The 24,280-nt window shown below is 69.1% G+C and carries 18 protein-coding genes; 7 read left to right on the plus strand and 11 right to left on the minus strand.

Translation table 11 applies throughout. The features are described 5' to 3' along the window. Positions 1 to 14 precede the first annotated feature (14 nt). The 3 genes from AC1DS4_RS18855 to AC1DS4_RS18865 are packed head-to-tail and all read right to left on the minus strand — an operon-like array spanning position 15 to position 3,096. Positions 15 to 848: a carbohydrate ABC transporter permease gene (locus AC1DS4_RS18855; RefSeq protein WP_477633363.1), complete on the minus strand. Its 834-nt coding sequence runs from the start codon at positions 846 to 848 to the stop codon at positions 15 to 17. After that, positions 845 to 1,810 (minus strand): carbohydrate ABC transporter permease, encoded by a 966-nt coding sequence (locus tag AC1DS4_RS18860; protein WP_477623602.1) that lies wholly within the window; start codon positions 1,808 to 1,810, stop codon positions 845 to 847. Before AC1DS4_RS18860 ends, AC1DS4_RS18855 begins: the two co-directional genes overlap by 4 nt. Beyond that, the gene (locus tag AC1DS4_RS18865; RefSeq protein ID WP_477623601.1) at positions 1,804 to 3,096 is read right to left on the minus strand and encodes an ABC transporter substrate-binding protein; all 1,293 of its coding nucleotides are present in this window, start codon (positions 3,094 to 3,096) and stop codon (positions 1,804 to 1,806) included. Before AC1DS4_RS18865 ends, AC1DS4_RS18860 begins: the two co-directional genes overlap by 7 nt. A 283-nt stretch (positions 3,097 to 3,379) precedes the next feature. Here AC1DS4_RS18865 and rhaI point away from each other — a divergent pair, with 283 nt between their 5' ends. The 7 genes from rhaI (at position 3,380) to AC1DS4_RS18900 (ending at position 12,085) form a co-directional block, all read left to right on the plus strand. Beyond that, positions 3,380 to 4,546, plus strand: a complete 1,167-nt coding sequence (rhaI, locus tag AC1DS4_RS18870) for an L-rhamnose isomerase (protein ID WP_477633378.1) — start codon at positions 3,380 to 3,382, stop codon at positions 4,544 to 4,546. Positions 4,547 to 4,640: 94 nt separating this feature from the next. Further along, positions 4,641 to 6,677: a bifunctional aldolase/short-chain dehydrogenase gene (locus tag AC1DS4_RS18875; protein WP_477633362.1), complete on the plus strand. Its 2,037-nt coding sequence runs from the start codon at positions 4,641 to 4,643 to the stop codon at positions 6,675 to 6,677. A 3-nt stretch (positions 6,678 to 6,680) separates the two neighbouring features. Beyond that, a complete protein-coding gene (locus AC1DS4_RS18880) occupies positions 6,681 to 8,105 on the plus strand; it encodes a rhamnulokinase (protein WP_477633361.1) in 1,425 nt (474 codons plus the stop codon). 72 nt (positions 8,106 to 8,177) lie between these two features. Next, positions 8,178 to 9,209: a LacI family DNA-binding transcriptional regulator gene (locus AC1DS4_RS18885; protein WP_477623598.1), complete on the plus strand. Its 1,032-nt coding sequence runs from the start codon at positions 8,178 to 8,180 to the stop codon at positions 9,207 to 9,209. Further along, positions 9,209 to 9,952 (plus strand): (Fe-S)-binding protein, encoded by a 744-nt coding sequence (locus tag AC1DS4_RS18890; protein WP_477623597.1) that lies wholly within the window; start codon positions 9,209 to 9,211, stop codon positions 9,950 to 9,952. The genes AC1DS4_RS18885 and AC1DS4_RS18890 overlap by 1 nt, the downstream gene beginning before the upstream one ends. Next, positions 9,949 to 11,454 (plus strand): lactate utilization protein B, encoded by a 1,506-nt coding sequence (locus AC1DS4_RS18895; protein ID WP_477623596.1) that lies wholly within the window; start codon positions 9,949 to 9,951, stop codon positions 11,452 to 11,454. Before AC1DS4_RS18890 ends, AC1DS4_RS18895 begins: the two co-directional genes overlap by 4 nt. Positions 11,455 to 11,674: 220 nt before the next feature. Continuing rightward, positions 11,675 to 12,085, plus strand: coding sequence for a LutC/YkgG family protein (locus AC1DS4_RS18900; protein WP_477646102.1), 411 nt, complete (start codon positions 11,675 to 11,677; stop codon positions 12,083 to 12,085). A gap of 494 nt (positions 12,086 to 12,579) precedes the next feature. Here AC1DS4_RS18900 and AC1DS4_RS18905 read toward each other — a convergent pair whose 3' ends face one another. The 8 genes from AC1DS4_RS18905 to AC1DS4_RS18940 form a co-directional block, all read right to left on the minus strand. Further along, positions 12,580 to 13,350, minus strand: a complete 771-nt coding sequence (locus AC1DS4_RS18905) for an alpha/beta hydrolase family protein (RefSeq protein ID WP_477623594.1) — start codon at positions 13,348 to 13,350, stop codon at positions 12,580 to 12,582. A gap of 134 nt (positions 13,351 to 13,484) precedes the next feature. Further along, the gene (locus AC1DS4_RS18910; RefSeq protein WP_477613295.1) at positions 13,485 to 13,682 is read right to left on the minus strand and encodes a hypothetical protein; all 198 of its coding nucleotides are present in this window, start codon (positions 13,680 to 13,682) and stop codon (positions 13,485 to 13,487) included. Positions 13,683 to 13,925: 243 nt separating this feature from the next. After that, on the minus strand, positions 13,926 to 16,124 hold the full coding sequence (locus AC1DS4_RS18915; RefSeq protein ID WP_477613296.1) for an ATP-binding SpoIIE family protein phosphatase: 2,199 nt from the start codon (positions 16,122 to 16,124) through the stop codon (positions 13,926 to 13,928). A 71-nt stretch (positions 16,125 to 16,195) separates the two neighbouring features. Then, positions 16,196 to 18,361: a S9 family peptidase gene (locus AC1DS4_RS18920; RefSeq protein WP_477623814.1), complete on the minus strand. Its 2,166-nt coding sequence runs from the start codon at positions 18,359 to 18,361 to the stop codon at positions 16,196 to 16,198. Between the two features lie 61 nt (positions 18,362 to 18,422). Next, positions 18,423 to 22,034: a DNA polymerase III subunit alpha gene (gene dnaE / locus AC1DS4_RS18925; RefSeq protein ID WP_477633359.1), complete on the minus strand. Its 3,612-nt coding sequence runs from the start codon at positions 22,032 to 22,034 to the stop codon at positions 18,423 to 18,425. 144 nt (positions 22,035 to 22,178) lie between these two features. Beyond that, on the minus strand, positions 22,179 to 23,102 hold the full coding sequence (locus AC1DS4_RS18930; protein ID WP_477613298.1) for an RluA family pseudouridine synthase: 924 nt from the start codon (positions 23,100 to 23,102) through the stop codon (positions 22,179 to 22,181). Continuing rightward, entirely contained in the window at positions 23,095 to 23,676 is a 582-nt protein-coding gene (gene lspA / locus AC1DS4_RS18935) for a signal peptidase II (protein WP_477633358.1), read from the minus strand. The genes AC1DS4_RS18930 and lspA overlap by 8 nt, the downstream gene beginning before the upstream one ends. Then, a partial coding sequence (locus AC1DS4_RS18940; protein WP_477646103.1) for a TraR/DksA family transcriptional regulator occupies positions 23,649 to 24,280 on the minus strand: 632 nt, incomplete at its 5' end. The genes lspA and AC1DS4_RS18940, both read right to left, overlap by 28 nt.

Here is a 24,280-nt window from a genome sequence, read left to right on the forward strand (position 1 = left end):
CCTGGCGAAGGGCGTCAGCCCTTGACGGCGCCGGACGTCATGCCGGCGACGATCTTGCGGTTGAAGAAGATGAAGAGGACCAGCGGCGGCAGCGTCACGAGCACGATGTCCATGAAGAGCAGGTTGTACTGCGTGCTGAACTGGCTGAGGAAGTTGTACAGCGTGAGCTGCACCGTGGCGTTCTCGTCACCAGGCAGGAAGTACAGCGGGTTGACGAAGTCGCTGTAGATGAAGACCGAGCTCGTGAGGATCACCGTGATCGTGACTGGCCGCAGGAGCGGGAAGATCACCCGGAAGAAGAGGGACAGCCCGGTGCACCCGTCGATCATGGCCGCCTCGTCCAGCTCTCGCGGGATGGCGGCGACGAACGCGCGGAAGAGCAGGACGCAGAACGCCATCTGGAAGGCGACCTCGACGAGGATCAGTCCGGGCAGAGTCTTGAAGAGGTGCAGCTGCTGGAGCACCCAGATCGTCGGCACGACGGCCGGGGGGATGATCAGCCCGGAGATCACCAGCACGTTGGCGAGGTTTGCCACCCGCCCGGGCCGGCGCTGGATGACATAGCCGACCATCGAGCAGAGCACCACCAGGATGGCCACCGGGACGACGGTGAGGATGGTGCTGTTCTTGAAGGCCGTGAGCAGCATCCCGTCCCTGGCGGCGAATGCCTCCTTGATGTTGTCGACGACAGCCCAGTCGGTGGGCAGCGAGAACTTCAGGTCGGCGGACTCGAACTCGTCCTTGGACGCGGTGAGGAACATGAAGACGAACGGGACGACGAAGACGACCAGGGCGACCACCACGGCCAGTACCTCGAGTGAGACACGCCTCAGGGCTCGTGTCCTCATGACTCCACCTCCTTCGAGTTGAAGTACCGGAACAGCGGAAAGATGATCAGGGACACCAGGACGAACAGGACGACGTTGCCCGCCGTCGCCAGGCCGTAGAAGCCGGCCTGGTACTGCTTGTAGATCACCGAGGCGATCACGTCACTGCTGAACCCGGGCCCGCCCCCGGTCATCGTCCAGATGAGGTCGAACGACCTGAGACCCCCGATGAGGGAGAGCAGGATCACGGTGAACGTGGCCGGGCGGGCGAGCGGGAGGGTGATGTTCCTGAACTTGGTCCAGGCACTGCCGCCGTCGACGTCGACGGCCTCGTAGTAGTCCTTGGGAATGGCGAGGATGCCCGCGATGTAGATCAGCGTCGCGAGTCCGACGCCCTTCCACACGTCGACGAGAGCCACCGAGATCAGGGCGAGGCTGGGGTCACCGAGCCAGTCGGGAGAGGTGATGCCGACCTTGCTCAGGACGGTGGCAACGAGGCCGAAGTCCGGCTGCAGCAGCACGCTGAAGGTGATGCCGACGGCCACCGTGCTCACGAGGACGGGGAAGAACACCACCGACCGAAGGAGGCCACGAGAGCGGATCGGCCCGGTCAGCAGGACTGCGAAGAGCATCCCGAGCACCACCTTGAGGCCACTGGTGAGGACCGCATAGATCAGCGTGTTCTTCATGCCGCTGACCAGCGACTGCTCTGAGAAGAACTGCTTGAAGTTGTCGAGACCGATGAACTCTGAGTCGAACAGGGTCCAGCGAGTGAGGGAGTAGTAGAAGGCGATCACGGTCGGCACCAGGAAGATCAGGCCGTAGATGACCGCTGCGGGCGCGTAGAACCAGTACGAGTAGGTCCGAGCGCGGAGGTTGCGGGCGCCACCGGACCGGGCCTGCTTCCGGGTGGGCCGACCGGCCCCCGCGTCACCGCGGGGACCGGTCGTCCGAGTCTGGCTCGGGGTGGCGCTGGTTACCATCCCGGCAGTCCCAGCTGCTTCGCCTGCTTGGTCACGTCGGCGTCGTACTGCGCGGCACCGTCCTTGCCCGAGGTCTGACCAGTCTCCACGGCGACGGTGATCTGCTCGAGCGACGGGCCCTTGACCGGCGACAGGAACTCGAGGGCCGGGGTCGTCGCCTTGGCGTCGATGTAGGCCTGGAGGTCCTGGGCGACCGGCGGGGCATCGGCGGGCACCTTCGAACCGGTCACCATGTAGGGGCCAGTCGGCGGGGCCGCGGAGGAGTACACCTCGGAGCCGGCGGGCGAGGCCACGAAGGCGATGAACTTCTTGGCCGCGTCGATGTTCTTGCTGTTCTTGGGGATGTACTGACCGTTACCGGGCCAGATGGTGGCGCCGTTCTTGCTGGCGTCGTCACCCGGGATCCCGAAGAAGCCGATCTTGGCGGCGTCCTCCTTCGACAGCGTGCCGACTGGGAACGTGAGCAGCGGGTACTGGCCGGCCTTGCCACTGGCCAGCAGCTTCATGCCCTGGTCGAAGGTGGTGGAGCCGGCACTCTTGTTGAGCCAGCCCCTGGCCTTCGCCTCTGCGGTCTTCTCGAAGCCCTTCACCGCCGTCGGATCCGTCGCGTACTTGACCTTGTTCGCGGTGTAGTCGGCAGCGAAGCTGGGGTTGGCCGAAGCGACGTTGTGGAAGTCGCCGAGAACGAACAGCTGGGACGTCCAGGTGTCCTTGAAGCTGCCCACCACCGCGGTGATCCCCGCTGCCTTGATCTTGTCGCTGTTCGACTCGAACTCCGACCACGTCTTGGGGACCGACAGCCCGAGCTTGGAGTAGACGTCCTTGTTGTAGAGGATGCCGCCGCCCATCACGGTGCCCACGGGAGCGCCGTAGACCTTGCCGTTCTGCGTGACCGTGGGCAGGAACGCGGGGTCGGTGTCCTTGAGCGCCGCGTCGCCGGTCAGGTCGACCAGGTTCTTCTCCGGGCTCAGCGCCTGCAGGAGCGACCCGGAGTTGTACCAGAACACGTCTGCCATGTCGCCGGTCGACAGCTTCGTCTTGACCAGGTTGTCGCCGTCGGCGCCACCCGGCCGGGACTCCAGCTTGACGGTGATGGTCGGGTTCGCCTTCTCGAAAGCCGCCGCGAGCGCCTTCGCAGGCTTCACCGTCGTCTCGGCGTTGTCGGTCAGCAGCGTGATCGTCGTCTTGCCGGACGAGCTGGCATCACCACCACCACAGGCAGCAAGCGACACGACGGCAGTTGCAGCAACGACGGTTGCCGCGAACTTTGAACGGGAAATCTTCATGGGTACCTCCACAGCATTGGGGCGCGTATCCGCGTTGGTCTCACGTCCTGTTTTGAATCGCTTCATTTCCTGACGTGGCTCCAAGGTAAGGGTGCCACTTGAACCTGTCAACCATTCATTCGCGATTTATTCCGGCCTCACAGGCCCTTGACATCAAGCCATGCGGCCCTAGGCGCCCTCTCCTGCGAGCAGTCCACAGTTCGGCGTTGACGTGCGCCGGTCCATGCTGTTTACTCCACTCAACTGAAGCGCTTCATTTACACTCATGAACGGACGGTCACGGATGAACACCTTCGCCGACATCGCAGACCGGCTCGCCGAGCAGGCGATCGAGCTGCCCTCCTGGGCGTTCGGCAACTCGGGCACGCGCTTCAAGGTCTTCACCACCCCGGGCACGCCGCGCACGGTCGAGGAGAAGCTCGCGGACGCGGCCCAGGTGCACCGGCTGACGGGGCTCGCGCCGTCGGTGGCCCTCCACATCCCGTGGGACAAGGTGGACGACTACGACAAGCTCGGCCGCTTCGCCGAGGACCTGGGTTTGCGCCTGGGCACGATCAACTCCAACTCGTTCCAGGACGACGACTACAAGTTCGGCAGCCTCACCAACGTGGACGAGCGCATCCGCGCCAAGGCCATCGCCCACCACGTCGAGTGCATCGACATCATGGACGTCACCGGGAGCCGGGACCTGAAGATCTGGCTCGCCGACGGCACCAACTACCCCGGTCAGGGCGACCTGCGCGACCGTCAGGACCGCCTGGCCGACAGCCTCCAGCAGGTCTACGCCCGCCTCGGCGAGCACCAGCGGCTGGTCCTCGAGTACAAGTTCTTCGAGCCCGCCTTCTACGCCACCGACGTCCCCGACTGGGGCACCTCGCTGGTCCACTGCCTGGCCCTGGGCGACAAGGCGAGCGTGTGCCTCGACACCGGCCACCACGCCCCCGGCACCAACATCGAGTTCATCGTCGCCCAGCTGCTGCGGCTGGGTCGGCTGGGCTCCTTCGACTTCAACTCGCGCTTCTACGCCGACGACGACCTCATCGTCGGGGCGGCCGACCCGTTCCAGCTGTTCCGCATCCTCTACGAGGTGATCCGCGGCGGCGGCTACGGCGAGGACAGCGACGTGGCCTTCATGCTCGACCAGTGCCACAACGTCGAGGACAAGATCCCCGGCCAGATCCGGTCGGTGCTCAACGTCCAGGAGATGACGGCCCGGGCCCTGCTCGTCGACCGTGAGGCGCTGCGCGAAGCCGAGCGCGCGGGTGACGTGCTGGGCGCCAACGGCGTCCTCATGGACGCCTTCTACACCGACGTGCGCGCCGACCTCGCGGACTGGCGCGCCGGCCGCGGGCTGCCCGCCGACCCCCTGAAGGCGTACGCCGCCAGCGGCTACCAGGCCCGCATCGCCTCTGACCGAGTCGGCGGCACCCAGGCCGGTTGGGGCGCCTGAGCAGCCCACCGCACCGCGCCCCAGCCCCCACCCCGAGTCCCCCATCTCGCGAACCCCTGCACCGTCATACCCCCGAACGAGAAAGAACTCCCCGATGACCAACCCCGCCGTCTCCGACCTGATCGCCCGCTCCAACCGCCTGGGCGCCGACCCGAGGAACACCAACTACGCGGGTGGCAACACCTCCGCCAAGGGCGCCGAGACCGACCCGGTGACCGGCGAGCAGGTCGAGCTGCTCTGGGTCAAAGGCTCCGGTGGCGACCTCGGCACGCTCAAGGAGTCCGGCCTGGCCGTGCTGCGGCTCGACCGCATGCGCTCCCTCGCCGACGTCTACCCCGGTGTCGACCGCGAGGACGAGATGGTCGCCGCCTTCGACTACTGCCTGCACGGCAAGGGCGGCGCGGCGCCGTCTATCGACACGGCGATGCACGGTCTGGTCGATGCGGCTCACGTGGACCACCTCCACCCCGACAGTGGCATCGCCATCGCGACGGCCAAGGACGGGGAGCAGCTCACCAAGGAGATCTTCGGCGACAAGGTGGTGTGGGTGCCCTGGCGCCGTCCCGGCTTCCAGCTCGGCCTCGACATCGCCGCCATCAAGAAGGCGAACCCTCAGGCGGTCGGCACGATCCTCGGTGGCCACGGCGTGACCGCATGGGGCGACACGAGCGAGGAGGCCGAAGCCAACTCGCTGTGGATCATCCAGACCGCGCAGGCCTACCTCGACGAGCACGGCAAGGCCGAGCCCTTCGGCCCCCAGGTGCCCGGGTATGCCGCCCTCCCGGAGTCCGAGCGACGCGCCAAGGCCGCTGCACTCGCCCCGCACCTGCGCGCGGTCGCCTCGCAGGACAAGGCGATGGTCGGCCACTTCAGCGACACCGACGTCGTCCTCGAGTTCCTGGCCAGCGAGAAGCTCGCTCCCCTGGCCGAGCTGGGCACCTCCTGCCCCGACCACTTCCTGCGCACCAAGGTCAAGCCGCTCGTCGTCGACCTCCCCGCCGACGCCACCGTCGAGGAGACGGTGGCACGCCTCGGCGAGCTGCACACGGCATACCGCGAGGACTACCAGGCCTACTACGACCGCAACGCCACCCCCGACTCCCCCGCGATCCGCGGCGCCGACCCAGCGATCGTCCTCGTGCCCGGGGTGGGGATGTTCTCCTACGGCAAGGACAAGCAGACCGCCCGCGTCGCCGGCGAGTTCTACACCAACGCCATCAACGTGATGCGCGGAGCCGAGTCGGTCTCGACCTACTCCCCCATCGACGAGTCCGAGAAGTTCCGCATCGAGTACTGGGCCCTCGAGGAGGCCAAGCTCGCTCGAATGCCCGAGCCCCGCTCGCACGCCGGCCGCATCGCCCTCGTCACTGGCGCCGCCTCGGGCATCGGCAAGGCCATCGCCACACGCCTTGCGGCCGAGGGCGCGTGCGTCGTGATCGCGGACCTCGACCTGGCCAAGGCGCAGGCCGCCGCCGCCGAGCTCGGCGGCACCGATGTCGCAGTGGGCGTCCAGGCGAACGTCACCGAGGCCGCCGCCGTCCAAGCCGCCGTCGACGCCACGCTGCTCGCCTTCGGCGGGATCGACCTGCTGGTCAACAACGCCGGCCTGTCGATCTCCAAGCCCTTGCTGGAGACCACCGAGGCCGACTGGGACCTGCAGCACGACGTCATGGCCAAGGGCAGCTTCCTGGCCTCCAAGTCCGCCGCCGCCGCGATGATCGCCCAGAAGCTCGGCGGCGACATCCTCTACATCTCCTCCAAGAACTCGGTCTTCGCAGGCCCCAACAACATCGCCTACTCCGCGGTCAAGGCCGACCAGGCCCACCAGGTCCGGCTGCTCGCCGCAGAGCTCGGCGAGCACGGCATCAAGGTCAACGGCATCAACCCCGACGGGGTGGTCCGCGGCAGCGGCATCTTCGCCGGTGGCTGGGGCGCCAAGCGCGCCGAGGTCTACGGGGTCCCGGAGGAGGAGCTCGGCGCCTACTACGCCAAGCGCACCCTGCTCGGCCGCGAGGTCCTTCCGGAGCACGTCGCCAATGCCGCCGCCGTGCTGACTTCCGACGAGCTCAGCCACACCACCGGCCTGCACATCCCCGTCGACTCCGGCGTCGCCAACGCCTTCCTGCGCTAGACCATGGCAGGCAGGGTGTTCGGCGCCGTCGACATCGGAGCCTCCGGCGGCCGGGTCATGGCCGGCGTCGTCGACCCGGCCAGCGGCCGGACCCAACTGCACACCCTGCATCGCTTTGCCAACGGAGCGGCGATGCAGGGTGGTCACCTGCGGTGGAACCTCACCGGGCTCTTCGACGAGGTCCTCACCGGGCTGACCGAGCTGGCTGCCCAGTTCCCCGACGTCGAGTCCATCGGCATCGACACGTGGGCCGTCGACTACGGACTGCTCGACTCCGACGGTCGGCTGCTCGCCGAGCCGATCTCCTACCGCGACGGCCGGACCGATGCCGTGATCGCGCGCGTCCACGACCGGATCAGCCAGGACCACCTGTATGCCGTGAACGGGCTCCAGTTCCTCCCGTTCAACACTGTCTACCAGCTGGAGGCGGAGAGGCAATCCCCGTTGTGGGACAGGGCCGCCCACGTGGTCCTCCTGCCGGACCTGCTGGCCCACTGGCTCACCGGACAGCTCCGCACCGAAGCCACCAACGCCTCCACCACCGGGCTGCTCGACGTCTCCACCGGGGATTGGTCGACCGAAGTGCTGAGCCTGCTGGACCTCCCCGAACACCTCCTTCCCGACCTCGACCAGCCGGGCGACATCCGCGGTCGACTGCTCCCGACGGTGACCCGGGCGACCGGTCTGGGCCCGGGTGTCGTGGTCACCACTGTCGGGTCGCACGACACAGCCTCGGCCGTCGTCGCGGTGCCAGCCACCGACCGTCGGTTCGGTTACGTCTCCAGCGGCACCTGGTCCCTCGCCGGACTCGAGCTCGACAAGCCGGTCCTCACCCGGGAGAGCCAGCAGGCGAACTTCACGAACGAGGGTGGGGTCGACGGGCGAGTGAGGTACCTGCGCAACGTCGGCGGACTGTGGCTTCTCCAGGAGTCCCTGCGGACCTGGGCCGACGAGGGCACCACCCACGCCCTCGACTCGCTCCTCACCGAAGCAGAGACGTTGCCCGGCGGTGGCCCGACCATCGACGTCGACGACCCCGAGTTCATCCCCCCGGGGCGCATGCCGCAGCGGATCGCTGCCGCCGTGTCCCGCGAGGGCCGCACGCTCCCTGCCGGGCCGGCTGCCACGGTGCGGTGCATCCTCGACTCGCTCGCCACGGCATACGCCCGCACTCTCGGCCAGGCCACCGAGCTGGCCCACGACATCGACGTAATCCACATCGTCGGCGGTGGTTCCCAGAACGCGCTCCTGTGCCAGCTCACCGCCGATCTGTCCGGCAAGCCTGTCACGAGCGGACCAGTCGAGGCCACGGGCTTGGGCAACATACTGGTCCAGGCCAGAGCCCACGGTGCCGCGCCGGCCAGCCTCGAGGAGATCAGGGCGAACCTGCACGCGACCCAGGAGGTTCGCGACTTCGTGCCCTCCTGACCCGTCGCGCGAGCCCAACCGCAACAATGAGCAGTCATCCCGTCGTCGGCACCAATGGATAGGACCAGGCACATGGCTTCGGTGAGCATCAAGGACGTCGCCGCCGTGGCGGGGGTCTCGGTCGGCACCGTGTCCAACGTGCTCAACCGTCCCGACGCCGTCCGTCCGACCACGCGGGCCAAGGTCGAAGCAGCGATCGCCCAGCTCGGCTTCGTGCCCAATGCCTCGGCTCGACAGCTCGCCGCGGGGCGAAGTCGCACGCTCGCCTACCTCGTCCTCGACGCGTCCAACCCGTTCTTCACCGACGTCACCCGGGGAATCGAGGAGGTCGCGAAGACGGAGCACCTGTCGCTGTTCATGTGCAACAGCGACCTCGACGCGGACCGCGAGGACCAGTACCTCGAGCAGCTCACCGAGCTGCGGGTGCGCGGCGTGCTGATCACGGCGATCGACTACGCCAACCCTCGGTTGGCCCGGCTGCGGGAGCAGGGGGTCCCGGTCGTCCTGGTCGACCGGGCGCCGCAGGGCCCCCACGACTGGTGCACGGTGGGGGTCGACGACGTGAGCGGTGGCGAGCTCGCCCTCAACCACCTCATCGAGGCGGGGCACCACAGCTTCGCCTTCATCGGGGGGCCCCTCGAGATCCCCCAGGTCAAGGACCGTCAGATCGGGGCCCGCAGGGCCATGGAGACCGCCGGCCTGCGCCCCGACGACCTCGTCTGGATCCAGACCGACGCGCTCACGATCGCCGAGGGCCGGCGGGCCGGAGAGCGGCTGCTCGGCCTGCCGCGGCGCAGTCGCCCGACGGGGGTGTTCTGCGCCAACGACCTGCTTGCCCTGGGCCTCCTGCAGCACCTGGTGCAGCTCGGTGTGCGGGTGCCCGACGACGTGGCCATCGTGGGGTACGACGACATCGAGTACGCGGCTGCGGCCGCCGTGCCGCTCACCACCGTGGCCCAACCGCGACAGCTCCTCGGTCGCACGGCCGCCCGGCTGCTCGTGGACGAGGCCGAGCAGGGCGACGAGCACGAGCACCAGCACGTGGTCTTCCAGCCCGAGCTCGTGGCCCGCGCCTCCACTGCTGCCGCCCGCAGGAGCGCCTGATGAAGATCGCGCTGTTCGTCACGTGCCTCGGAGACGTTCTCTTCCCGGACGTGGGTCGCGCCACGGTCACGGTGCTCGAGAGGCTCGGTCACGAGGTCGTCTTCCCCCAGGCCCAGACCTGCTGCGGCCAGATGCACACCAACACCGGCTACCAGCGTGACGCGGTGGGGCTGGTCCGCCACCACGTCGATGTCTTCGAGCAGGCCGTCGCGGACGGCTGCGAAGCTGTCGTGGCGCCTTCCGGGTCGTGCGCCGGCTCGGTGCGCCACCAGCACGCCGCGATCGCGCGCCGCGCCGGTGACGAGCCGTTGGCCGTGCGAGCGGAGGCGGTCGCGGCGAAGACCTTCGAGCTGTCCCAGCTGCTCGTCGACGTGCTCGGCGTGACCGATGTGGGGGCCTCCTACCCGCACCGCGTGACCTACCACCCCACCTGCCACTCCCTGCGCCTGCTGGGAGTCGGCGAAGCCCCGTTGCACCTGCTGCGCGCGGTGCGCGGCATCGACCTGGTCGAGCTGCCCGCAGCCGACGTGTGCTGTGGCTTCGGGGGCACCTTCTCGGTCAAGAACGCCGAGACCTCCACCGCCATGCTCGCCGACAAGATGTCCTCCGTCCTCACGACCAAGGCCGAGGTCGTCACCGCCGGTGACTCCTCCTGCCTCATGCACATCGGTGGCGGCCTCTCCCGCCTGAAGACAGGGGTGCGACCCGTGCACCTCGCCGAGATCCTGGCGAGCACCGCATGAGCACCTTCCTCGGCATGCCGGGTGGCCGGGTGCGCGGCCCCGCCGCCGACACCGCCGTGGGCCACCTGACCGGCGACCGGTCGTTTCCCGCCGAGGCCCGAGACGCGCTGGCCAACACTCAGCTGAGGCGCAACCTCGCCCACGCCACCTCCACCATCCGGGCCAAGCGGGCCAGCGTGGTGGCCGAGGTGCCGGACTGGGAGGCCCTGCGCGACGCCGGCTCCGCGATCAAGGCCGACACGATGGCCCGGTTGCCCGAGCTGCTCGAACAGCTCGAGGCCAACGTCATCGCAAGGGGCGGCACCGTCCACTGGGCGCGCGACGCCGCCGAGGCCAACCGCATCGTGACCGACCTCGTCCGTGCCACGGGAGCCCACGAGGTCGTCAAGGTCAAGTCGATGGCCACCCAGGAGATCGGGCTCAACGAGGCCCTCGAGGCCGCAGGCATCACCGCCCACGAGACCGACCTGGCCGAGCTGATCGTCCAGCTCGGCCACGACAAGCCGTCGCACATCCTCGTCCCGGCGATCCACCGCGGGCGGGCCGAGATCCGCGAGATCTTCGCCCGCGAGATGCCCGGCGTGGACCCGGGCCTGACCGACGAGCCGGCGGTGCTCGCGGCCGCGGCCCGGACCCACCTGCGTGAGGTGTTCCTGCGAGCCAGGGTCGCGGTCTCCGGTGCGAACTTCGGGGTCGCCGAGACGGGCACGCTCACTGTGGTCGAGTCCGAGGGCAACGGACGAATGTGCCTGACGCTGCCCGAAACCCTGATCAGCGTGATGGGCATCGAGAAGGTCGTCCCGACGTGGCGCGACCTCGAGGTCTTCCTCCAGCTCCTGCCCCGCTCCTCCACGGGCGAGCGGATGAACCCCTACACGTCGACCTGGACCGGGGTCACCCCCGGCGACGGACCCCAGGAGTTCCACCTGGTCCTGCTCGACAACGGCCGCACCCGCGCGCTCGCCGACGAGCTCGGCCGCACCGCCCTGCACTGCATCCGTTGCTCGGCCTGCCTCAACGTGTGCCCGGTCTACGAACGCACCGGCGGCCACGCCTACGGCTCGGTCTACCCCGGCCCGATCGGCGCCATCCTGACGCCGCTGCTGACCGGCCTGACCGGCGGAGACGACCCCAACGACTCGCTGCCGTACGCCTCCTCGCTCTGTGGGGCGTGCTACGACGTGTGCCCGGTGAAGATCAACATCCCCGACATGCTCGTCCAGCTGCGCGCCGAGCACACCGAGGCCCATGCCGACAACCACCGACTCCCCAGCCCTGAGGCCGCCGTCATGAAGGCCGCCGCCTGGGCGATGGCCGACGAACGGCGTTTCGCGAAGGCGGGACGCGCCGCGGCGCTGGCACGACACGGCATACGAAAAGGAAAGACCCTCATCCCCCTCCCTCCGCCGCTGAGCGGGTGGACCGCCTCGCGCGACGCCCCCAGCCCGCAGGCCGAGTCCTTCCGCGACTGGTGGACCCGCACCCGTGGGAGCTCGTCGTGACCGCCCGCGAGGAGGTGCTGGCCCGCATCCGCGGCGCCCTCGGCGAGGACCCGTCAGCGCCGCCGGTGACTCGCACCTACCGCACGCAGGGCGCGTATGCCGCGGGCGCACCTGAGCTCGTCCTCCAGCTCGTCGACCGGCTCGAGGACTACAAGGCCACCGTCGTCCGCGTCGGCGCGGACCCCCCCACGACTCCATCGGACAGGCGGTTGCGAACGCGTTGGCCTCCCTCGAGATCGGACAGGCCGTCACTCCTGCCGGCACACCGCGCGAGTGGACCTCGTGGCTGGCCGACGTCGTCGTGGACGACGACTCACTGGACGCCAGAGCGCTCGACCGCATCCCCGCGGTCGTCACCGGGTCCGTGGTCGCGATCTCCGAGACCGGCACCATCGTCCTCGACGCCGGGCTCCTCTGCGGGCGCCGCGCCATCACCCTGGTCCCCGATACCCACGTCTGCGTCGTCCGGACGGCCGACATCGTGCAGACGGTTCCCGAGGGACTGGGCCGGGTGGACCCGAGGGCCCCACTCACCTTCATCAGTGGACCCTCGGCGACGAGCGACATCGAGCTGGACCGCGTCGAAGGTGTCCACGGGCCGCGCACCCTGGTCGTCGTCCTGGCCGGCTGATCCCGCCACCGGGCCCACACCGGGCCTACACCGGGGGGCTCACACGCCGGTGACCCTCAGGGTGGGGACCATCGCCGAAAGGGCCGAATCAACCATGATGCCTCCTCCCGATGGGTGGGCAAATGGCTCAAACTGACTATGGTCTGGAGGGCTCACCGCGAGGAATCTTGGTGCGGGGAAGAGAGGTGCCTACGCAACAGGGGGCCAGGGGGCGTAGGCACCTCTCACCACGTCTCGGGATCGCGCCTCAGGGTCGTGTGGCCCGAGATTTCCTGCGCCTCGAGCAGCGCGTGGGGTTCGAGCGGAAGCGCTCGGCACCTGACGCGGCCCACGCCGTCAAGTCGGTCGAGGCCCGAGGGCTCGTCCTCCCGGAGGGGCACAAACCGCTCGATCAGTCGCTGCCACATGTCCGGTCCGCCCTTTCGTCGATGGCCGAGCTGGCTCGGTGACAGGAACAACGAGGACGAGGGTGCCGAGGTCACGGTGCGTCGTCGTCACCGCTCGACCAGGTAGGGGTCGGCCCACGCGCTGATGATCCGGGCCGCCCGCTTGGCCTGGTTCCTGCCGGTGAGCAGGTGGTCGGCGCCTTCGAGTGACACGAAGCTGCGTGGGTGCCGAGCGGCCCGGAAGATCTCGCTCGCGTTCGCGATGCCCACGGTGTTGTCGGTCGGGGAGTGCATCACCAGGAGTGCCCGGCGCAGGGTCCTGATCTGCTCGCGCAGGTCCACCGCCCGGACGTCCTCGATGAAGTGCCGGCGCAGGACGAGCGCCTTGCCACCGATAAGGAAAGGAGCCTCCCCGTCGGCCAGGATCCGCTCCACGAGGGCGTCGTAGTTGTGCTCCACGTGCCCTGGTTCGTACGGCGCTCCGATGCTCGCCACCGCCCGCACGGACTCGAGGTGGTGGGCCGCCGCGATCACCGCCGCGCCCCCGAAGGAGTGCCCCACCAGGAGCCGCACCTGGCGACCGGACTCGTTCATGAACCGCACCGCCTGGGCGGTGTCCGCGACCTTGTGCGAGAACGACCCGTCCCCCCAGTCACCCTCGGAGTCACCGAGCCCGAGGTTGTCGAACCGCAGCATCCCGATGCCCTCGAGGGCCAGCTGCTTGCAGATCCGGCTGGCCGCGGGGCTGTTCTTGCCCAAGGTGAAGCCGTGGGAAAAGACGCCCCAACCCCGGACCGGCCCATCGGGCTGGTCGATGACGCCGGCAAGGCGCGGTCCGCTGGTACTGGAGAACGACACCGACTCGGGCACGGTGCCCATGCTCTCAAACTCCCGAGGGACCGCGCCGCGCTGCTCGGGGCGTGAGAACATCGACGGGCCCAGCAACGAGAGGGTCAGAGTCCCGGCACCAACCGGTTCGGCGAGCCGCCGGCCACGGTGCACTGACCGGGGCCTCAGGAGGTCAGGGGGCTGATCCGTCCCTCGTACGCCGTGCGGATGTGGCTGACGGGCGCCGCGGCAGCACCGACGCGACGGGGCAGCGCAGGAGCCGAGTCGTTCGAGGTGCCCACACCGTCACGTCGGTCCAGCGACGAGACGTCCTCGTCCATGAGGGGGACGAACCGTTCGAGCAGCCGTTGCCACATATCCATCGACCCTTCACCGTTCAGGACGAGCACTCGTCCGGGCGATCCTTCTGACGCGCAGCATGAACGATGCCGCAGACAAGGCGTTGGCGGCGCGCCGGTGCGGGCGGTCTCGTTCGTTGGTCACCGAGCGATGTCCGAACGGACGATCGGCCACTCCCGACCAAATCGGGACGAGTCCGGCTGGTCCGGGCCACGGAGTCGTACGAACCTCACCCGCGGCCCGGAGCCGGCCCGCGCGTGGGCGGATCAGCCGGCCCAACCCTGGGCGGTGGACTGCGCCCCCACCAGCTCGACGGCCACCTCGAACCAGACGGTAGATCCGGCCGAGGTCCGGTGGGCTCCGAAGGCGTCGGCGATGGCGCGCACGAGCGACAGGCCCCGGCCGCGGACTGCCATGGGTTCCGCGCCGGTCAACAGTGGCTCGCCCCTGTTGCCACTGTCGGCGACGGTCACGGCCAGGATCCCGGTGTCGAGGTCCATGGTGAGGTGTGACTCGGTCCCGGCATGCAGGACGGCGTTGGTGATGAGCTCGGAGATCCCGGTGACGACGGTGTGCTGGTCCCCGTCGCCGACGTTCCAGTCGGTCAGCTGCTCGCGCGCCCAGTCCCGAGCGGCACGCACGGACTCCGGCATGGGTGGGACGACGATCGCGGCCCGCCGGTGCCCCGCCGGTGAGCGCCCGACGGCAAGCACTGCGCAGTCATCCTCCTGGCCGGAGGTCTGCAGCATCGAGTCCATGACGTGCTGCGCCACGCTGCGCGGGCTGCCGGGCGGCATGTCGGACAACACCTCCAGCAGCCGGGCCTCGCCCTCGTCGAAGGCCTCACCGCGCCGCTCGAGAAGGCCGTCCGTGAAGCAGACCAGCATGTCGCCGACCCCGAGGGTGAGGTGGTGTGCCGGCCGGACCCCTTCAATCCCCAGCGGCGGACCGACGGGCACCGTCAACAGCATCGCCCGCGACTGACCCTCCTCGCGGGAGGCATGGCCGAAGAGCAGTGCCGGGAGCGGGTGGCCCGCGCTGGCCAGCACGACGTCGCCCGTCTCGGGGTCGACCGTGCCGTAGAGCATCGTCACGAACAGCTCGCCACCGAAGGCCATCCCCGGTCTGGCCCGGGGCGAGCCGAGCGGCATCGACGCCGGCCACAGGGCGTCCAGGTCCCAGACGACACGGTCGAGGGCGTTCATGACCGAGGCCGGCTCGCTGTTGGTCAGGGCCGCGCCCCGCACGGCGGCGCGCACCTGGCCCATGACCGTGGCTGCCATGACGCCCCGCCCGACGACGTCTCCGATGACCACGGCCAGCCGGCCATCCGGGAGGAAGAACGAGTCGTAGAAGTCTCCGCCGGCCACCGTCCCCTCCGACACCGGCTCGTAGCGAGCGGCGATGCTGATCGCGTCGGACTGCGGCAGGTTGGGGGGCAGCAGCGTGCGTTGGAGGAGCTCTGCCGTGGTGCGCTCGGCGTCATAGACGACGGCCCGACCCAGGGCATCCCCCACGAGCTCACGGAAAGGCGCGAGCACCGCCATGACGTCGTGCGGCACGGGAGCGGCCTCGCGCTGGATGACGAGCGCCGAGTCCCTTCCGCCCGCCTTGGTCGGCACGGCCACGATCTCGCCGTTGTCGGACAGGTAGGGCTCGCCGCGCGCGATCGCCTGGGCGATGGTCGCCGACATGTCCTCCCCGAGCTCGGACCAGATCAGCGGCAAGCGCTCCTCGTCGGGCGAGAGCTGCTCGATCCGGTGGCGTCGCGCCATCCGCCACGAGGCCGGCCCCGGCGACGGCAGGCAGATCGAGACGGACAGCCCGTCGAAGGCCACCATCGCCTGGCGCAGGACCACCTTGCACACGTCGTCCACGGTGACTGCGACAGCGAGCTGGGCGGCGAGCTTCGCGACGGCGCGCGCCCGCCCGATGGCACTGGTGGTCTCGACGATGACGTGCAGGACCGCCAGCACGCTCCCGTCCTCGGCCAGGACCGGCGACCCGCTCCGCAGGAAGTAGCCGACGTCGGTCCCGTCGTCCGGCCCCTCCTGGGACCCGTCTCGGGACCCACCCTGGGACCCGGTGCCGTGGCCGGCAACCGACCCTCGCCCGCGGTCCAGCCGCAGCTCGCTGCCCTCGTCGAGGAACGACTCGCCCTCGGCAAAGGTGCGCTCTAGCAGCGGACCCACCCTGGGGTCGTCCCAGATCTCCGCGACCACCGTGCGCGCAGACTGTCCGAACGCCGACGGGTGCTTGCTGCCCAAGAGGTCGCGGAAGGCGTCGTTGTAGAGCATGGTGAGGTCGGCTCCACACAGCAGCGCCACCGGCAGCGGACACTCCAGGGCGATCTCCCAGGCGGCCTCGAGCTGTGGTGGCCACAGCGACCGAGCCCCGAGAGGCGTGGCGGCCCAGTCGCTGTGGGCAGCAAGACGACGCGCCTCCCGCGTTCGGCCCTCACCCACGCATTCCGCCTCTGTCCGACCTGGATCGCTCTATCCGAAAGGGTAGGGCCCCCACCGGTGCTGAGACACGGTCATTTCAGACTGAATCGGGAGTTCCTCGTCACGGCGTCCACCTGGTCGATGAGGAAAGCCCACTCCCAGGCCACCTGCCGCCACGCGTCATAGCGCCCACTCTTGCCCCCGTGGCCCGCGACCATCTCGGTGCGCAGCAGCACGGGGCGCTGGGCTGGGTCACTCGTCGTGGCTTCCCTCAGGCGGGCAACCCACTTCGCCGGTTCTGTGAAGAACACCCGCGTGTCGTTGAGCGACGTGGTGGCGAGGACCGCCGGGTATGCCGCGTGCTGCACGTTCTCGTACGGCGAGTAGGACTTCATGTAGCCGTAGACCTCGGGGTCGGCCAGCGGGTTGCCCCACTCCTCCCACTCCACCACCGTCAGCGGCAGCGAGGGGTCGAGGATCGTGGTGAGGGCGTCGACGAAAGGGACGGCGGCGTGCACGGCACGGAAGCGAGCGGGCGCAAGGTTCACCGCTGCACCGATGAGCAGGCCACCAGCCGAACCGCCTTCTGCCACCAGTCGATCCGGTGCCACCCAGCCGCTCTCGACGAGGTGCTCAGCACAGCTGACGAAGTCGGTGAAGGTGTTCTTCTTGGTCGCGAGCTTTCCTTCGTCGTACCACGCCCGTCCGAGCTCGCCACCCCCGCGAACGTGCGCGATGGCATAGACGAAGCCGCGTTCGAGCAGCGACAGCCGGGCCACCGAGAAGTAGGGGTCGGACGAGATCTCGTACGAGCCGTAGGCCGTGAGCAGCCCCGGGTGGGCTCCGTCGGGTCGGGTGCCGGCGGGGTAGACCAGCGACAGCGGCACCTTGGTGCCGTCCGCCGCGGTCGCCCACTCGCGCCGCTGCTCGTACTGCGTCGGGTCGTAGTCGCCGAGCACTGGCTGTCGCTTGAGCAGCTCGAACTCTCGGCTGACGACGTCGTAGTCGTAGACCGTCTTGGGCGTCACCATCGACTCGAAGACGACCTGCAGCCTCGTCGAGGCGCTCTCGGGGTTGTCGCCGAGCCCGACCGAGTAGACCGGCTCGTCGAACTGCAGGTCGTGGTGGCCGGCGAAGCCCGACGCCTGAGCCGGGTCGCGGTCGAGGACCCGCAGGGCGGTCAGCCCGTCCCTGCGCAGCGACAGCACTGCGACGTCGTCGAAGGCGTCGATGCCCTGGAACCGCTCCCCCCGCTCGGCCCGCATCAGGGTCTGCCACTGGTCGGCCGAGGTGGCATCGAGCGGGGCCCAGGCCAGGTCGGAGTCGATCGAGTCCGCGTTGTGCACGATCAGCAGGCGGTCTCCTGCGGGCTCCACGTCGTACTCGACACCCTCGCGCCGGGGCGCGACGACGCGGAACTCGCCCGTCGGGTCGGCTGCGTCGAGGATCCGGACCTCCGACGTCGTCTTCGAACCCAGGCCGATCATCAGCCAGCGGTCGTCCCGGGAGGACCCGACGCCCATCCAGAAGCGCTCGTCCTCCTCATGGTGGACGAGGACGTCAGCGGCCGTGGGAGTACCGACCTCGTGTCGCCAGACCTGGTGGGGGCGCCAGGTCTCGTCGACCCGCGTGTAGAAGAGGTGCTGGCCGTCGAGCGAGAACACGCACCCGTAACCCACCTCGTCGACCGCAGTGTCGATGACGTCGCCGGTGCGAAGGTCCTTGACCCGCAACGCGAACCGCTCGTCGCCCTCGGTGTCCACGGCATACGCGAGGCGCTGGTGGTCCGGGCTCACCGTGAGCGCCCCGAGTGCGAAGAAGTCGTGCCCCGCCGCCTCGGCGTTCGCGTCGAGCAGGATCTGTTCGCCCTCGACCTCGGAGCCGGGCTCGGGCATCGGTCGCGGCGCGCCCTCGACCCGCGGGGCGCGGCACTCGACGGTGTACTGCGAGCCCTCGAAGCTGCGGGAGTAGTACCACCAGGGGCCGCTCGCGACCGGGACCGAGAGGTCGGTCTCCTGGGTGCGGGAGCGGATCTCCTCGAAGATCGCGTCGCGCAGTGGCTGCAGGTCGGCGGTCACCGCCTCGGCGTAGGCGTTCTCCGCCTCGAGGTGCGCGCGCACCGCCGGGTCCTCCTTGTCACGCAGCCACTCGTAGGGGTCGACGATGACGTCACCGTGGTGTTCCCGCGTGCTCTCGCGCTGCTCCGCCCGAGGGGGGGCCGGGGCGGGTCCCGTCGGCACAGGCGGCGCACTCACCATGGGCGCGGTGGTTGGTGGGGTTGCCTCAGGCGTGGTCACGCTCGCACCCTACGTGGTGGCCTCAGCCGGCCAGGCAGCGCGGGCCGAGGATCACCTTGAGGTCGCCGAAGAGCGCTTCCGTCGCGTTGACCCGGTAGGAGTCCTCGAGCTTCATCAGGACCGAGCGACCGGGTTGGCTCAGTCGGACGTGGACCTCGGTGGAGCCGGGGTGCGACGACAGCACCGACTTCAGCTCCTCGACCTTGGTCTGGGTTGCCCGGTTGGTGTCGATGGTGACCACGACGGGGCCCCGCGGCCCCTCTGAGATGTCGGGCAGCGTCAGGTCGGAGGCGAAGATGGTCGGGGTGTCGTCGCGCCGGTTCACCCGGCCCTTGACGACGACGACGGCGTCGTGGGTGAGCGCATGCTGAACCGTGAGGTAGGCGCTCGGGAAGAAGAGGCACTCGATCGCGCCCTCGAGGTCCTCCACCGTGACGATCGCCCAGAGGTCGCCCTTCTTGGTGCGCTTGACCTGCAGGCCGGTGATCAGCCCGGCGATCGTGACGTTGGCTCCCTCGGGCTTGCCGTCCTCCCCCATCAGGCTCGCGATCGAGGTGTCGGCGTGTGAGCTGAGCACGTGCTCGATCCCGAACAGCGGGTGGTCGGACACATAGAGCCCCAGCATCTCGCGCTCGAACTGCAGGAGGGTCTTCTTGTCCCATTCGACGCTGGGAATGGTGGGTAGCACGGAGAAGTCGACGGACTCCCCTGCCGCATCGTCGCCGAAGGACCCGAACAGCGAGTCCTGGCCGATCGCCTCCTGGCGCTTGATGTCGACGAAGTTGTCCACGAAGTCCTCGTGCACGCGGTAGAGCCCTTGTCGCGACTCCTGCAGCCCGTCGAAGGCGCCGGCCTTGATCAGCGACTCGATGGTGCGCTTGTTGCAGACCACGGCTGGGCACTTGGACAGGAAGTCCTTGAACGAGGTGAAGGCGCCCTTCTCCTCGCGCGCGGCCACGATCGCCTCGACGACGTTGTGCCCGACGTTGCGGATCGCCTGCATGCCGAAGCGGATGTCGGTGCCCACCGCGGCGAACCGCGCCACCGAGTCGTTGACGTCGGGGGGCAGCACCTTGATGCCCATCCGCCGACACTCGCCCAGGTAGAGCGCCGACTTGTCCTTGTCGTCGCCGACACTCGTGAGCAGCGCTGCCATGTACTCAGCCGGGTAGTTGGCCTTGAGGTACCCGGTCCAGTAGGACACCAGCCCGTAGGCGGCGGTGTGCGCCTTGTTGAACGCGTAGTCCGAGAAGGGCACGAGGACGCCCCACAGTGCCGCGATCGAGGCCTCGTTGAACCCCTTGGCCTTCATGCCCTGGGAGAACGGGACGTACTCCGCGTCGAGGACTTCCTTCTTCTTCTTGCCCATCGCGCGACGCAGCAGGTCGGCGTTGCCGAGGGTGTAGCCGGCCAGCTTCTGGGCGATCTCCATGACCTGCTCCTGGTAGATCACGAGGCCGTAGGTGGTGCCGAGGATCGGCAGGAGGGCGTCGACCATCTCCTGCTGGAGCTTGCCCGCCAGCTGCGGGTCGAGCGGCGTGAGCTCCTGCTTGCCGTTCTTGCGCAGGGCGAAGTTGGTGTGGGCGTTGACCCCCATCGGGCCGGGTCGGTAGAGCGCGAGGGCCGCGGAGATGTCCTCGAAGTTGTCGGGCTGCATCAGCTTGAGCAGCGTGCGCATGCCGCCGCCGTCGAGCTGGAAGACCCCGAGGGTGTCGCCGCGTGCCAGCAGGTCGAACGTGGCCTTGTCGGTCATGTCCTTGGACAGCGCGTCGAGGTCGATCTCCTCGCCACGGTTGGCCACCACGTTGTCGATGGCGTCGTCGAGGATGGTGAGGTTGCGCAGGCCGAGGAAGTCCATCTTGACCAGCCCGAGCGCCTCACAGCTCGGGTAGTCGAACTGGGTGATGACCTGGCCGTCCTGCAGCCGCCGCATGATCGGGATGACGTCGATGAGCGGCTCGCTCGACATGATCACGCCGGCGGCGTGCACCCCCCACTGACGCTTGAGCCCCTCGAGGCCGAGCGCGGTGTCGACGATCTCCTTGAAGTGCGGCTCGGTCTCGACGAGCGTGCGGAAGTCGCCGCCCTCGTTGTAGCGCTTGTGCTCCTTGTTGTAGATCTCGGCGAGTGGCACGCCCTTGCCCATGACGTCGGGCGGCATCGCCTTGGTGAGCTGCTCCCCCACGACGAACGGGTGGCCCATCACCCGGGCGGCGTCCTTGACGGCCTGCTTGGCCTTGATGGTGCCGTAGGTGACGATCTGGGCGACGCGGTCGGCGCCGTACTTGTCCGTCACGTACTTGATGACCTCACCGCGTCGGCGCTCGTCGAAGTCGACGTCGAAGTCAGGCAGCGAGGGTCGTTCGGGGTTGAGGAACCGCTCGAAGATCAGGCCGTGCGGGATCGGGTCGAGGTCGGTGATCTTCATGGCGTACGCGCACATCGACCCCGCACCCGAGCCACGACCGGGACCGACCCGGATGCCGTTCTCCTTGGCCCAGTTGATGAAGTCGGCGACGACGAGGAAGTAGCCGGCATAGCCCTTGGAGACGATGACGTCGGTCTCGAAAGCGGCCTGCTTGGTGGCGTAGTCGGGGACCCCGCCCGGGAACCGCTCGACCAGCCCTCGCTGGACCTCCTTGATGAACCACGACTCCTCGTTCTCCCCTGGGGGGCAAGGGAAACGGGGCATGTAGCGGCCCTCGTCCTCGGTGAACGAGATGTCGCACATCTCTGCGATGAGCAGGGTGTTGTCGCACGCCTCGGGCAGCTCGCGCCAGGTGTGGCGCATCTCGGCCGGGCTCTTGAGGTAGAAGTCGTCGGCGTCGAACTTGAACCGGTTGGGGTCCATCAGGGTCGAGCCGGACTGGACACAGAGCAGGGCGGAGTGCGCCTTGGCGTCCTCGCGCGTCGTGTAGTGCAGGTCGTTGGTCGCGACCAGGGGCAGACCGAGCTCGCGGGCCAGGCGCAACAGGTCCTTCTGCACCCGCCGCTCGATGTCGAGGCCGTGGTCCATCAGCTCGGCGAAGTAGTAGTCCTTGCCGAAGATGTCGCGGAAGTCCGACGCCGCCTGCAGCGCCTCGCGGTACTGGCCGAGGCGAAGGCGGGTCTGTACCTCGCCCGACGGACACCCGGTCGTCGCGATGAGCCCCTGGCCGTACTGGCCGAGCAGCTCGCGGTCGATGCGCGGCCACTTGGCGTAGACCTGGTCGAGGCTGGCCTGGGAGTCGAGCCGGAAGAGGTTGTGCAGGCCGTTGTTGTTGCGGGCCAGCAGCGTCATGTGGGTGTAGGCACCCGACCCGGAGACGTCGTCGCCGCCCTGGTGGTCCTCGCCCCACTTGACCCTCGTCTTGTCGGTGCGGTGGGTGCCCGGCGTGACGTAGGCCTCCACCCCGATGATCGGCTTGACGCCCGTCCCCTGGGCCTTCTTCCAGAACTCGTAGGCCCCGAAGACGTACCCGTGGTCGGTCGTGGCCAGGGCCGGCATCCCCATCTCCGCGGCCTTGGTGAACAGGTCACCGATCCGCGCCGCGCCATCGAGCATGGAGTACTCGGTGTGCACGTGGAGGTGGACGAACGAGTCGTTGCCGCTCGAGGTGGTGGAAGAGGCGCGGGAGCCGGGCTGGGAGGACATCGAGACGATCCTAAGCCTCCCCACCGACTGCCCCTCGGCGTGTCGGGACCCCGTGTCGCGGCGGGTTCCCGACGCCTCCCCCACCACGCTCAGGTATGCCGCAGAGCCGGCCCCGCGGCATACGTCAGCGCCCGCCCGGACGGCTCAGAGACGCTCGAGCGCCTGGGCCAGGTCAGGCGGGTAGGGGCTCTCGTAGGTGACGTACTTGCCGGTTCCGGGGTGGTCGAAGCCGAGCCCCACGGCGTGCAGCCACTGCCGCTCGAGACCGAGTCGGGACGCCAGGGTGGGATCGGCGCCGTAGGTGAGGTCGCCCGCGCAGGGGTGGTGCAGCGCGGAGAAGTGCACCCTGATCTGGTGGGTGCGGCCGGTCTCGAGGTGGATGTCGAGGAGCGAGGCGGCCCGGAATGCCTCGATCACCTCGTAGTGGGTGACGCTGGGCTTGCCCTTCTCCATCACCGCGAACTTGTAGTCGTGGTTCGGGTGTCGGCCGATCGGTGCGTCGATCGTGCCGACGACCGGGTCGGGCAGGCCCTGGACGAGGGCGTGGTACTTCTTGTCGACGCTGCGGCTGCGGAAGGCCTGCTTGAGGACACTGTAGGCGTACTCGGACTTGGCCACCACCATCAGGCCGCTCGTGCCGACATCGAGGCGCGAGACGATCCCCTGCCGCTCGCTCGCCCCGCTGGTGGCGATCCGGTAGCCGGCCGCCGCCAGGCCGCCGACGACCGTCGGGCCGGTCCAGCCCACGCTCGGGTGGGCCGCCACCCCCACGGGCTTGTCGACCACGACCAGGTCGTCGTCGTCGTGGATGATGCTCATCCCGGGTACCGGCTCGGCGATCACCTTGAGCGTCGGGCTCTGCTCGCTGGCCGGCAGGGTCACCTCGAGCAGGTCGCCCGCGCTGACGCGGTCGGACTTCCCGGCCTGCTTGTGGTTGACCTGGACGTCACCCGCGGAGGCGAGGTCGGCGGCCTTGGTGCGCGAGACCCCGAACAGCCGGGCCAGGGCAGCGTCGACACGCTCCCCCTCGAGCCCGTCCGGGACGAAAAGGGTTCTGGCGTCAGTCATCTGCGGCCTCATGTCGTCCGTGGTGGGGGCGTTTGCCGTCGACACCGATACCGCGCAGGGCCAGCAGCCCGATGGCTGCGGCGGCGCCGACGATGGCGATGTCGGCGATGTTGCCGATGAACAGGCCGAAGTAGTCGATGAAGTCCACGACGTGTCCGCGTCCGGGACCGGGCTCGCGAACCATCCGGTCAGTGAGGTTGCCGAGGGACCCGCCCAGCAGCAGCCCCAGTGCCCAGGCCCAGCCGCGGCTCCCGATCCGGCGGGCCGTGCGGATGATGACGACCAGCACGGCGAACGCGATCAGGGTGAGCACCCAGGTGGCGCCGTTCCCGATGGAGAACGCGGCGCCGGCGTTGCGGATCAGGTTGAGCCGGATGAACTCCCCGACAACGTTGACGGGTGCGCCCGGGTCGAGGTGGTCCAGGGCCCAGGCCTTCGTCGCCTGGTCGGCGAGGTAGGCCGTGAGGGCCGCTGCGGCCATCAGGCCGAAGAGGCGTCGGCGCTCTGGTGCGGGTCTGGTGGTGGTGGGGGACTCGTCGGCCGCGATCAGCGGCGCTCCTGCTTCGTCTTGCATGTCACGCATAGGGTCGCACGAGGAGCGGCCTGAAGGCGAAGTTTGCCGATCGGGTTGCCGCAGGACTCGCAGATTCCGTAGCTGCCGTTGTCGAGCCGCTCGATGGCGTGGAGGTTCTGGTCGAGCATCTCGCGGGCGTTGTTGGCCAGCGAGATCTCCTGCTCGCGCTCGAACGTCTTGGCTCCTGCATCCGCCTGGTCGTCCCCGGCGCCGTCGCCGGCGTCCCGCATCAGCCCGACCAGATCGGCCTCGGCGACGGTGATCTCCTGGCGCAGGTGCGCGACGTCGGCCTCGATCGCGGTGCGGATCTCGCGCAGCTCCTTCGCCGTCCACGGAGACTCGTCGTCACGGACCCGCAGGGACCGGGGGGCGGTCCTGGTGGCGGCGCTGGTCTTCTTGACCGGTGCCGCGCTCGTCTTCTTGGCGGGTGCGGCCTTCTTGGCGGGTGCGGCCTTCTTGGCGGGTGCGGCCTTCTTGGCGGGYGCGGCCTTCTTCGCGGGCGCGGCCTTCTTCGCGGGCGCGGCCTTCTTCGCGGGCGCGGCCTTCTTCGCGGGCGCGGCCTTCTTCGCGGGCGCGGCCTTCTTCGCGGGCGCGGCCTTCTTCG

The organism is Pedococcus sp. P3_C7 (assembly GCF_056402615.1).